This window comes from Bradyrhizobium sp. 132 (assembly GCF_023074185.1).
GTDB lineage: Bacteria > Pseudomonadota > Alphaproteobacteria > Rhizobiales > Xanthobacteraceae > Bradyrhizobium.
In genome coordinates, this window is record NZ_JADPKY010000115.1 from 1 (window position 1) to 11,795 (window position 11,795).

Annotated in this window: 7 protein-coding genes; all 7 read left to right on the plus strand. The window is 61.5% G+C overall.

Going from position 1 to position 11,795, the window contains the following annotated elements; genetic code table 11:
- The first annotated feature begins 643 nt into the window (after positions 1-643).
- Positions 644-2,041 carry an IS1380 family transposase gene (locus tag IVA74_RS24465; RefSeq protein WP_247348862.1) on the plus strand — a complete coding sequence of 466 codons (1,398 nt, stop codon included), beginning with the start codon at positions 644-646 and terminating at the stop codon, positions 2,039-2,041.
- A gap of 942 nt (positions 2,042-2,983) precedes the next feature.
- Positions 2,984-4,246, plus strand: coding sequence for an IS256 family transposase (locus tag IVA74_RS24470; protein WP_247348863.1), 1,263 nt, complete (start codon positions 2,984-2,986; stop codon positions 4,244-4,246).
- Between the two features lie 266 nt (positions 4,247-4,512).
- Complete coding sequence (locus IVA74_RS24475) at positions 4,513-6,594, plus strand: 3-hydroxyacyl-CoA dehydrogenase NAD-binding domain-containing protein (protein WP_247348864.1); 2,082 nt, start codon at positions 4,513-4,515, stop codon at positions 6,592-6,594.
- An 82-nt stretch (positions 6,595-6,676) separates the two neighbouring features.
- Positions 6,677-7,879 carry an acetyl-CoA C-acyltransferase gene (locus IVA74_RS24480; RefSeq protein ID WP_247348868.1) on the plus strand — a complete coding sequence of 401 codons (1,203 nt, stop codon included), beginning with the start codon at positions 6,677-6,679 and terminating at the stop codon, positions 7,877-7,879.
- A 999-nt stretch (positions 7,880-8,878) separates the two neighbouring features.
- Positions 8,879-9,286, plus strand: coding sequence for a hypothetical protein (locus IVA74_RS24485; RefSeq protein ID WP_247348865.1), 408 nt, complete (start codon positions 8,879-8,881; stop codon positions 9,284-9,286).
- 7 nt (positions 9,287-9,293) lie between these two features.
- Positions 9,294-10,799 carry a class I adenylate-forming enzyme family protein gene (locus IVA74_RS24490; protein WP_247348866.1) on the plus strand — a complete coding sequence of 502 codons (1,506 nt, stop codon included), beginning with the start codon at positions 9,294-9,296 and terminating at the stop codon, positions 10,797-10,799.
- Positions 10,800-10,820: 21 nt separating this feature from the next.
- Positions 10,821-11,795, plus strand: a 975-nt coding sequence (locus IVA74_RS24495) for an enoyl-CoA hydratase/isomerase family protein (RefSeq protein WP_247348867.1), incomplete at its 3' end; no start/stop codon positions are given.

Below are 11,795 nucleotides of genomic sequence, written 5' to 3' on the forward strand. Positions count from 1 at the left end.
CGTCAACGCGTTGTCCGACACATGGATACCGCGGCGACGCGCCACGCGAACAAAATAGGCGTCAAGCGTCATTCAAAAGGGCTGCAGAGCTACGCTTACCACATAGCGAACTTTCGCTGCGCACCACCTACCGGCGTGAACCGAAACGCCGACACAGGCTTGCAGCGAAACTGCCTCGCTGTGCGGGGAAGGTGATCCGATGTCGTTGGCGGCATTAAAGTTGATGGCGCGAAAAGTGCGGTCCGATACAAAGCCTGGTCGCTAAAAGCATTCTGATTCGTGGCCGCCGTGCCCGCCCCGGCTCAAGGGCCGTGTGAGGTTCTTGGTTCTCTCGATATCTATGGGAGAACCGAGAACATCGCTCATTACCACGATGAAAAGCGAACGAATGGCTTCATCGGCGCGGCGCTCTTTAGCGAGTGCACGAAAGCGTTCGGTTCCGAATGGAAGACTGCCGCTAGCTACGACTATATGCAGCCTCTAACGCCGCCACGGTTTCATATGGGCTATGTCGGCGCAGATGCCCGCACGCTGCCTGGTCCAGTCTAACCCGCATTTCTCACAGTGTTGAAGCGCACCGGGGCGCGAATCAGCGAAAGTTCTTTTGCGAGAAGGACTTTACGGTGATTCAAGGAATGCCCCGATGCCGACAGAGTGTAGCGCAGAACGCTTTGATTTTGGAGTGGTGGAAGGCCGAGCTGTGGAAGCGGCCTTTGATGGCGGGCTGGTGATGTCGGATGCCGGAGCGCTGCTTCTGGGTGCGACGGATCGGGCGATCGATCTGGTGGGGCGCTTTGCGAATTGCTTTCGCGATCATCGCCGGCAGGAGCTGATCGAGCATGCGGTCGGGACGCTGATCGGGCAGCGGGTCTTTGGCATTGCGCTCGGCTATGAAGATCTCAACGACCACGACGAACTGCGGCACGATCCGCTGATGGCGGTGCTGGCGGGCAAGCTTCAAGCCCGGCGCGGGAATTGCGCGCCGGTGGCCGGCAAGTCGACGCTGAACCGGCTGGAACTGAGCCAAGACGAACCTTCACGCTATCACAGGATCGCGTACGACGCGGCGGCGATCGAGGCGTTGCCGGTGACGCTGTTCCTGGAGGCGCACGAGCGGCCGCCGGAGCAGATCATCCTCGATCTGGACGCCACCGACGATCCGCTACACGGGCATCAGGAGGGTCGCTTCTTCCACGGCTATTACGACTGCTACTGCTATCTGCCGCTGTACGTGTTCTGCGGCCGGCACCTGTTGGCGGCCAAGCTGCGCCGCTCCGACATCGACGCCAGTGCGGGCAGCGTCGCGGAGGTTGCGCGGATCGTCCGGCAAATCCGCGCCCGCTGGCCGTTCGTACGCATCCTGCTGCGAGCCGACAGTGGCTTTGCGCGCGAGGCGCTGATGGCGTGGTGCGAAGAGAACCGCGTGGATTACCTGTTCGGGCTCGCCCGCAACGCCCGCCTGGTCGCCATGATCGCAGACGAGCTTGCCGCGGCGAAAGCCGCGGCCGAGCAGACCGGCCGCCCGGCGCGCCGCTTCAAGGACTTCCAGTGGCGTACGCTCGATAGCTGGAGCCGGGAGCGCCGCGTCGTCGCCAAGGCGGAGTGGACGCAAGGCGAAGCCAATCCGCGCTTCGTCGTCACCTCGCTCAAGCGAGCCGAGGCGGGCGCACGTCAGCTCTATGAGGACATTTACTGCGCCCGCGGCGACATGGAGAACCGGATCAAGGAATGCCAGCTCGATCTCTACGCCGACCGCACCTCGGCCCAGACCATGCGCGCCAACCAGCTGCGGCTGTGGTTCGCCGCGATGGCCTATGTGCTGATCTGTGCGATGCGGCGCATCGCTCTCGCCGACACCGCATTTGCCAACGCCACCTGCGGCACCATCCGCCTCAAGTTCCTCAAGATCGGGGCGCTGGTGCGCATCTCCGTTCGCCGCATCAAGATCGCCATGGTTTCGGCCTGCCCGGCCGCCCAACACTGGGGCCACGCCGCGCGCCGCCTGGCTGATGCCGCAAAAGCCCGCGCCGCCCCCGTCTGACACGCGAAGCTGCGACGCGCCAAAACCGCCGCATCACCACCTGGCCCACTGGAGACACAACAAACCAAACAATGCCATCCGCGCCTTCCGGCGCCACCATCCCTCGTGGCCATCACTGATCCATCAAACCCGCGTTGCAAAATCAGTCAGCAACGTGAGAAATGCGGGCTAAGACCGCCACAATTTCAAGATGCCACGGCCGGGGTTGATGAAAAGCAGCTCCGCGTTCCCGGTCGGGGTTCGCATCAGAGCGTGGCGCAGGCCGAGTCCGTGATCAAGCAGATGCTCAAGATTATCCGGCTCGGTGCCTATGCAGCTCGGCGGCCAAGCCAGCGTTTCGTGACGCCAGTAGCAGCTCATCGCTCTCGCTCGCGCGCTCGTCTCCGCTACGAGCCGCTCAGAGCCGGGGCTCGCCACCCAATGTTTTCAGTGAGCGGGTCCCGAAATCGTGTGGTGGCATACGGCCACGACCCGAGTATGCGAGTTGGCTGGACATTACCGCTCTCTCGCGCTTGCTCACCGCGGGAAAATTTTGAGTGGGAATCCCGCGAAATTCGCCGGCTGGCGGCGATGCCAGGGCGTCCTTCGCAATGCGAGTAAGACACCTCTTACGAGCCGCGCCGGCTACCAACAAGATAAAGCGTAGCGCAGTTCTCTACTGTCTCCAAGGCTTTCGCTGCATTCACATCCGTTAGTACGAGCGCCAAATCTGTAGGCGGAACTCATCGCTTCAGCTACACCCGGTGGGCTAGCTTCCCAACGGTGGTGAGCGCGAGCGCCCGGTGCTCGCAGCACTGCCGCTCTGTGCTCTATGTTCAACCGGGCGCCTTGTCCACTAGTCTAGGGGATGTCCCGGGTTCTGTTGAATTTCTGAAGAGGTCGGCGTTGCCCACCTTGAGCCGGTAGGCTCGGGGTGCTGATTCCACAAAGGAGAGCAACGCCATGACGAGAGATATCACACCGGCTGGTTCGCCGGCGATCGGGGCTGTGGACGAAGCTTTTGCAGAAGTGCGGGCGAGCTTCGATCGGTTCTGCCTTGCGGCAGGGATCGAGGCGCTCGGCACGATGATGGAGGCGGATGTCACGGCGGCCTGCGGGCCGCGCCACGGTCGCGACGCGGCGCGGCGGGCGCACCGTTGGGGCCGAACGCGGGGACGGATCGGCTTCCACGGCGGCAAGATCGAGGTCGAGCGCCCGCGGGCCCGGGGCGTGGACGGCCGCGAGGTCACGATCCCGAGCTGGGAAACGGCGGCGCAGGAGGATTGGCTCGGTCGCTGGGCGATGAACCTGATGCTGATCAATGTGGCGACGCGCCGGTTCGGCCGCGCTGTCCGGCTGCCCGAGGGTGACGTGCCGGCACCGCCCGGATCGGGGGTTTCGAAGTCGGCGGCCTCGCGGAGGTTCGTAGCGCTGTCGGCGGCGCGGCTGGCCGACTTCATGGCTGCCGACCTGTCCGCGCTCGACCTTCTAGTGGTCCAAATCGATGGGCTGCATCTCGGCGACGATCTCGTGCTGGTCGCCGCGATCGGGATTGACGGCGAAGGCAACAAGCATCCGCTAGGGGCGACCGAGAATGCCGCAACGGTTCAGGCCCTGCTGGACAACCTGGTCTCGCGCGGGCTCGACCCGACGGTGCCAAGACTGTTCATCGCCGACGGCGCGAAAGCGTTGTCGAAGGCGATCCGCCGCACCTTCGGTTCGGCCGCTGCGATCCAGCGCTGCCAGATCCACAAGGCGCGCAACATCATGGAACGCCTGCCGAAAGAACATCATGCGGCCACCCGTCGGGTGCTGCGCCAGGCCTGGGAGCTCGATGACGCCGACAAGGCTGAACAATTGATCCGCAATCTCGCGCGTCGACTCGACCAGCAATGGCCCGGCGTAGCGGCCAGCATCCTCGAAGGCCTCGACGAAATCCTGACTGTCGTCCGGTTGAAGCTGCCGAAGGAGCTTCGTCGATCGCTCGCCTGTACCAACATCGCCGAGAACATGATGGGCACCATTCGCCGCGTCACGCGCAACGTCAAACGCTGGCGGGACGCCGGTATGGCCTTGCGATGGGTCGCGGCCGGCATGATCGAGGCCAACAAGGGCTTCCGACGATTGAAGGCGCATAAGCAATTGTCGGTTCTGCGTGCGGCCCTTCAAGCTCACCACGATCGCATGACGATCAAGCCCGTTGCCCACGTCGCGAGGGCCGCGTAACATTCACTCCGGCAACGTCGGCCCGACGTAGTTCAACACCGATCGGGACATCCCCCTAGTCTATCCGGCGCCGCCTTAGCTCGTTTACCTTTCGCATTAGGGTCGGCGCTCGCGGCACAATGGACAATTAGCGCTGTTCCATGGGGAATTTCCCCGTTCATTGTCCGACATCCGCGGAATTTGTGCGGTGGCGTGCGCTATGTTGCCGGCGTGTGATTGAGAGGTGATGTGTCCAATGTTCGGCAATTGTTTGAATGGTGCGCAGCATGGGTAAAATCGTCCAAATCGAAACTCACGACGCAATCGCCGTTATCACAATCAACAGTCCTCCCGTGAATGCTCTCTCGGCCGATGTACGAAATGGGCTCTTCGACAGTTTCCAGCGTGTTCTTGCCTCCGACGCTAAGGCTGTCGTGCTGATCTGCGATGGCCGCACCTTTATTGCTGGGGCTGACATCAGCGAATTCGGCGGTCTTGTGAAGGGGGCGACTCTATTTCAAGTCCAAACTGAAATGGAGAATTCGTCCAAGCCGGTGATTGCCGCGATTCACGGCACCGCGTTGGGCGGCGGACTCGAGGTCGCGCTGTGCGCCCACTATCGTGTGGCGGTGCCCTCGGCAAAGGTGGGGCTGCCGGAAGTGGCGTTGGGCCTCATTCCTGGCGCAGGAGGCACGCAGCGACTGCCGCGTATCGTGGGCGTTGAGAAGGCGCTGGAGATAGTGACCTCCGCACGACATGTGCCCGCCCAGGAGGCGCTAGACCTGGGCTTGATCGACGAACTCGTGGACGAGGGCAAGCTCAAGGAAGGCGCTATTGCCTTCGCGTGCAAGGTGGTTGCCGAGGGGAAGCCGCTGGTTAAGATCCGTCAGAACGGCGTCAAGCTAGCGGCGGCCAAAGGCCATCCCGAGATCTTTGATAATTTCCGAAAGGCCAATGCGCGGAAATTTCGAGGGAGGCTGGCGCCCGAATACAACATTCGCAGCATTGAAGCCGCTGTGAATTCAAAGTCATTTGAGAGCGGCCTGCGAGCTGAGCAGCAACTCTTCACGGAGCTTGAGTGCAGCCCCCAATCGGCTGCTCAGCGCTACTATTTCTTCGCCGAGCGTCAGGCGAGGAAAATTCCGGACGTGCCGGACAGCACGCCGGCCCGACCGATCAATAAGGTCGGCATCCTGGGCGCGGGCACCATGGGCGGCGGTATCGCTATGAATTTCGCCAACGCTGGCATTCCCGTGACCATCGTCGAGGTCAAGCAGGAGGCGCTCGACCGGGGCTTCAGCGTAATCAAGTCGAACTACGAGCGAACGGCCGCGCGTGGCGGTTTGACCCCGGAGCAGGTGAACCAGCGGATGAATCTGATGGCGGGCTCGCTCGCGATGGAAGACTTCGCCAATTGCGACCTAATCATCGAGGCGGTGTTCGAGCGCATGGACATCAAGAAGCAGGTGTTCGCTAAATTGGACAGCATCTGCAAGCCCGGCGCTATTCTCGCCACAAACACGTCGGAGTTGAACGTCAATGAGATCGCTGCGGTGACCACGCGCCCGCAGGATGTGATCGGGCTCCACTTCTTTTCGCCGGCGAATGTGATGAAGCTGCTGGAGGTCGTCCGCGGAGATAGGACTGCCAACGACGTTATTGCGACCTCGATGAAGTTGGCAAAGAAGATAGGCAAGGTTGCGGTGCTCGCCGGCGTCTGCCACGGTTTCATCGGCAATCGGATGTTGGCCCAGCGCGATCTCGAGGCGAAGAAATTGGTATTGGAGGGAGCAAGTCCCTGGGACGTGGATCGGGTGCTCTACGACTACGGCTTTCCCATGGGCCCATTCCAGATGGCCGATCTGGCTGGACTAGACCTCGGGTGGGTGAGGGAAGAATCTACGAGCTCCACATTGCGTGAGGTCTTTTGTGAGATGGGTCGTTTAGGCCAGAAGTCCGGCGCCGGCTTTTACGACTACGACGATAACCGCAACGCCAAGCCGTCGTCCGTGACCGAAAAGATCATAAGCGACTTCATAGCCAAATCCGGCAAGCGCCCACGCACGATCTCTGATGAGGAGATCCTCGAGCGTTGCATCTATCCAATGATCAACGAAGGCGCGAAAATCCTGGAGGAAGGAAAGGCACTCCGGGCTTCCGATATCGATGTGGTTTGGGTCAACGGCTATGGCTGGCCGGTCTACCGCGGTGGGCCGATGTACTATGCCGACCAGGTCGGCCTAAATGAGGTTCTCGCAAAGGTAAAGGAATTGCAGTTCTCCGTCGGCAACGAATTCAAACCAGCGCACCTGCTGGAGAAGCTGGTTGCCGACGGAAAAACATTCTCCACATTTGATCAACTCCGATAAACCGCCCGAGCTGGCGTCGTCTAAAATCCCCTTCATCTTGAAGAGCTGGATGAGCGGACTCAACGAAAGGACATTTATTGCCATGCGTGAAGCCGTCATTGTCGCCGCCAAGCGGACCCCCATTGGCAAAGCCTACCGCGGCGCGTTCAACAACACCTACGGTGCAACCCTAGCCGCAGAATCAATACGCGCGGCTGTAGCCCAGGCTGGTATCGATCCCGGCGAGATCGACGACGTTGTCATGGGAGTAGCAATGCAGGAGGGTACGACCGGCTATAACGTCGCTCGCCAGGCCGCGATACGCGCCGGTCTACCGGACACTGTCTCTGGCATGACCGTTGACCGGCAGTGCAGCTCTGGGCTCATGGCCGTGGCAACTGCGGCAAAGTACATCGTAAACGATGGTGCGTCGATCGCCGTCGGCGCCGGCGTAGAGTCGATTAGTCTGGTGCAAAACGAAAAGTCAAACCGCTTTATGGCGGTTGACCCTTGGCTCAATCAGCGTACGCCCGAACTCTGGGCCACGATGATCGAAACTGCCGAACTCGTGGCCGAGCGCTATGGCGTCAGCCGTCAGGCGCAGGACGAGTACGCGTTGCAGTCGCAGCAACGCACCGCGCAGGCCCAGGTAGAAGGCCGCTTTGCCCACGAAATCGTCCCGGTTACCACGGTCATGAAAGTGGTCGCCAAGGAAACCGGCGAGACCTCGGAGAAGAAGATCACCATTTCCGCCGACGAGGGCAATCGGCCCCAGACCACACTGGACGACCTCAAGAAACTTCAGCCCGTTTTCAAAGGCGGTCGCTACCTCAGCGAGGGTAAGTCTGTGACTGCCGGTAACGCCAGTCAGCTCTCGGACGGCTCGGCTGCAGTCCTCGTCATGGAGCGTAAGCTGGCCGAGAAACGTGGCCTAAAGGCGCTGGGCGCCTACCGCGGCATGGCGGTAGCAGGCTGCAGGCCTGAGGAAATGGGCATTGGTCCAGTTTTTGCTATTCCGAAGCTCTTGGATCGTAACGGTCTAAAGGTCGATGACATCGACATCTGGGAGCTAAACGAAGCCTTCGCCTCTCAGGTGCTCTACTGTCGAGACAAACTGGGTATCCCAAACGAGAAGTTGAACGTCTCGGGAGGGTCTATCGCTATCGGCCACCCGTACGGTATGACTGGTGCCCGCTGCATCGCTCACACCCTGTATGAAGGGAGGCGCCGTGGCGCAAAGTACGGTGTCGTGACGATGTGCGTCGGCGGTGGCATGGGCGCAGCTGGCCTCTTTGAGATTTTCTGACGTTGAGAACTTCTGAGGCTTGACGACATCTGTATGCGCCAAGACGAAGAAAGCTGGACCAGGAGAGATAATGGGGACCCGGCCTCGGAAAGGGCTTTTTCAGGAGGCGCGAGAGGCAGCTAGGTTCTCACGCTGAGGCCCGAGGGAAGTTCTACCGATCGTATCGAGGGCGCAGTGTTAGGTATCAAACTCTCGTTCCATTCCTGCCTGCCTGCCTGCCTCGCCTTCCGTGCCGCCGCTTGCACGGAAGTGGAACGGGCTTCGTCCCCCATGCACGAGTGCGTGGCTTGTCATGGTTACAAGCGATGCATTTCCTAATTCGGAAACCAACGGCGACGACGCTGGCTAACGTGCTGATTGCCGTCGCAAGCCGGCCGATAAAGCTGAGTTCGCGGGACGACCCATCATTCCGGTATCTCACCTTCGGCCTGGCGAGTGTGTTCATCAATCTGTTGGTCGATCTAGCTCGAAGACAATTCTCACCGAGAACGGCGAGATCGAAATTGCGGTGTCGTTGGCGGATTACGTGCAGGGCAGCTCCCCGGACCTACGAGAAAAATCTGGATCGCTGGGACAAGGAAGCGATCAGGGACAAGGAGCTCAAGTTACTCTACTTCGACGTGCACTATGGCGGCCAATAAGGAAGAGATTGTCAAGACGTACTACAACGGCACGAGAAGGTATTCGCCTATCCTTATACCGGCGACAACCTTTGAGTGAGAAATCGCCTAGTGCAGGAGCTATTCAAGCAGATCCGGCGAAACTTGCATTCGCTGGAGGGTGGCTTCTAAGAGGCCAGCATCTGATGGTTGGACCTCGTTCCGATGATCGGTGGGGGAGCGTGTGCAGCGTTTCGGCTTGTGAGCTCCAAATTTAGCGGAAATCGGCGTTCCGCTTCGCGTATCATTTGAGTGCTGCATAAGCGGAATCCTACAAGATAGGTGTGGGCATTCTGGAAGTAGGTACTACGTCAGCGAGATGCGCGCTGTTGCGGGTAGGGTGCCGGTTGGCGATGGTTCCACCGGCAACCACGCGCTTAGCGTTGGTTCGGACGAAATAAAGCAGACGTTCCCCGATGGTGATAAGGAATCGAATGGTATGGAACTGAAGCCCGGTTCGAGGTGGAAGAGTTCGGTCTGCAATACCGAGATCGTAGTGGTGCGACCGCCGAAGACGCCAGCCATTCTGGAGTGCGGCGGACATCCGATGGTGGCCAATGGAGCGACCAGACCTGAGGGCTTGGCGCTTTCACTGACCCACTCCGCGGGCTCGGCAATGGGAAAGCGGTTCTTCGACGAGAGGACCGGGCTGGAGGTGCTCTGCGTGAAAGCCGGCTGCGGTTCACTCTCGATCGATGGCCACGCCATCGACGCGAGGGAAACCAAGAAGCTGCCCTCTTCCGACTGAGGCCCTAGTGCGTACCACCCTCCTCCTCGACATGATGGCCGATGTAGCTCCCGACCGGCTGGCGCTCAACCGCAAGACTGAGGGCTTAACGTACGCGGCGCTACGCCGTCGGGCCAACCAGGGCGCGGCCTGGCTGCATGAGGCCGGCGGAGAGACCGTTGTTTTTGTCGGCTTGAACGGTCCTGCTCTCCCGATCGCGGTGTTCGCCGCGGGCGTGCTCGCCAAGCCGTTCGCGCCGCTCAATTATCGATTGCCCGACGTAGATCTCCGCAAGCTGCTCGCCCGCACGTCGCCTTCGGTCGCCATTGTCGACGACCACATGATCGCGCGTCTAACGCCGCCGCCTCCGGGCGTCACCATCATTGCTCGTAGTGCCTTCGAAGCCGCCTGCGGGCAGCCCGGTCAGTCGGAGGCTGTCTTCGACGAGGACCACGACGTAGCTGTGCTGCTGTTTACCAGTGGCACCACTGGTGAGCCCAAGGCCGCGGTTCTACGCCACCGCAACCTGACCTCCTATGTGATATCGACCGTAGAGTTCTTGAGCTCGCAGGAAGACGAGGCGTCACTCGTGAGCGTGCCGCCATATCACATCGCAGGAATTTCAGGTCTCCTGACGGGAGTCTATTCCGGCCGCCGGATCGTCCACCTTGACATGTTCACGCCAGAGGCCTGGGTCGATCTGGCCGCCAGCGAAGAGATCACTCATGCGATGGTCGTGCCTACCATGCTGGGCCGCATCTTGGACGTTTTAGAACGCCGCGGAGAACGCCTGCTGAAGATGAAGGCCATCTCCTATGGCGGCGGTCGGATGCCGCTCCCGGTGATCGAGCGGGCTATGAAGCTTCTGCCGCACGTGGGCTTCGCCAATGCCTACGGCCTCACCGAAACGAGCTCGACGATCTCGATCTTAGGACCTGGAGACCACACAGAGGCTATGGCTTCCCACGACGTCAAGGTCCGCCAGCGCCTGGGCTCCGTGGGCCGACCGCTGCCGACATTAGAAGTGAAGATCCGCGGTCCGAACGGCGAGAGCCTGCCGCCTGGTCAGTCCGGGGAGATCTATGTTCGCGGCGACCAAGTCTCGGGTGAGTACACCCATAAGAAGGTCACCGATGCCGAAGGCTGGTTCGCGACCAACGACGGCGGCTGGATGGACGAGGCGGGTTACCTTTACGTGGAAGGTCGCCTCGACGACGTAATCGTACGGGGCGGCGAAAACATTTCGCCCGGCGAGATCGAGGACGTGCTGCGCACTCACCCGGACGTGGCAGACGTGGCAGTGCTGGGGATCCACGACGACGAGTGGGGTGAGCGGGTCGCTGCGGTGATCGTGGCGAAGCACAGCTCGCCTTCTCGGGAGGAGTTCGCCTCGTTCGTGAAGTCAAAGCTGCGGTCGACGAAAACGCCCGAGATCTGGGAGTTCCGTGACGCTCTGCCCTACAATGAGACGGGCAAGCTGCTTCGGCGCCAGCTCAAGGGGGAGATGTCGGGATCGCGTCGCACGGCAGTTTGACCGCGCCTCTGAGAAGATGAGATGGCCATCGAGCACCCACGGCCCGAGACCGATGAGATCGTCGCGCATCTGGCAGCGCTGGGCGGTGCCGGTGCGGTGGTCGTGGACCTGCCCGGCGAGGCACCTAAAGCCGCTGTAGGCGTGGTGCGGATCGGAGTGCATCGATCGGGCCCTCTACCCGCTGAGAGCCTCGCAGCGTTCGACATCCTACTGAGCGCGGACACGGACGCGCCGCGTCCCTGGGTCGGCACGGCAAGGCTCAATGAGGTCTTGAGAGATCTGACGCAAGCCATTGCGCGCCAGCCCGTCGCGGCCGGGATTGCGGCCCAGGTTATGCGGATGACGCATGCTCTTCCCTTCGACCATGCGCTCGCTCTCGAGTCCCTTGCCTTCTCGATGTTGCTCGCCTCTGCCGGTTTTCGAACTTGGCGGGAGGCGGCAGCGCCGCGACCCCGATCAGATGGGGATCGGCCGCGTGTGCGAATCGTATCGGAGGGCCCGACCCTGATAATCCGCCTCGCACGCCAGGCGCGCCGAAATGCCTTCGATGCCCGGATGCGTGACGAACTCTGCGAAGCCCTGACTTTCGCCCTCGATCATCCTGACCGGCCGCCGGTCGTCCTCGTTGGCGAAGGGCCGGCGTTTTCCGCCGGGGGCGACCTCGATGAGTTCGGCGAGGCGGGCGATATGGGCTCGGCGCACCTGATCCGCACCCTGCGGTCCCCCGCAGCCCTGGTCAATGCGCTCGGCACCCGCCTCACGGCGCATCTGCACGGCGCCTGCATCGGCGCAGGCATCGAGGTGGCGGCGTCAGCTGCGAGAATCACGGCGCGACCCACAACTGTCATCCGCTTGCCGGAGGTGTCTATGGGCCTTATCCCAGGCGCTGGGGGTACCGCAGCGATCCCCCGCCGCATCGGCCGCGAGCGCGCCTGCTTCCTGGCAATCTCCGGCGCCGAACTCAAGCTTGCGACGGCCCTCGCTTGGGGCCTTGTG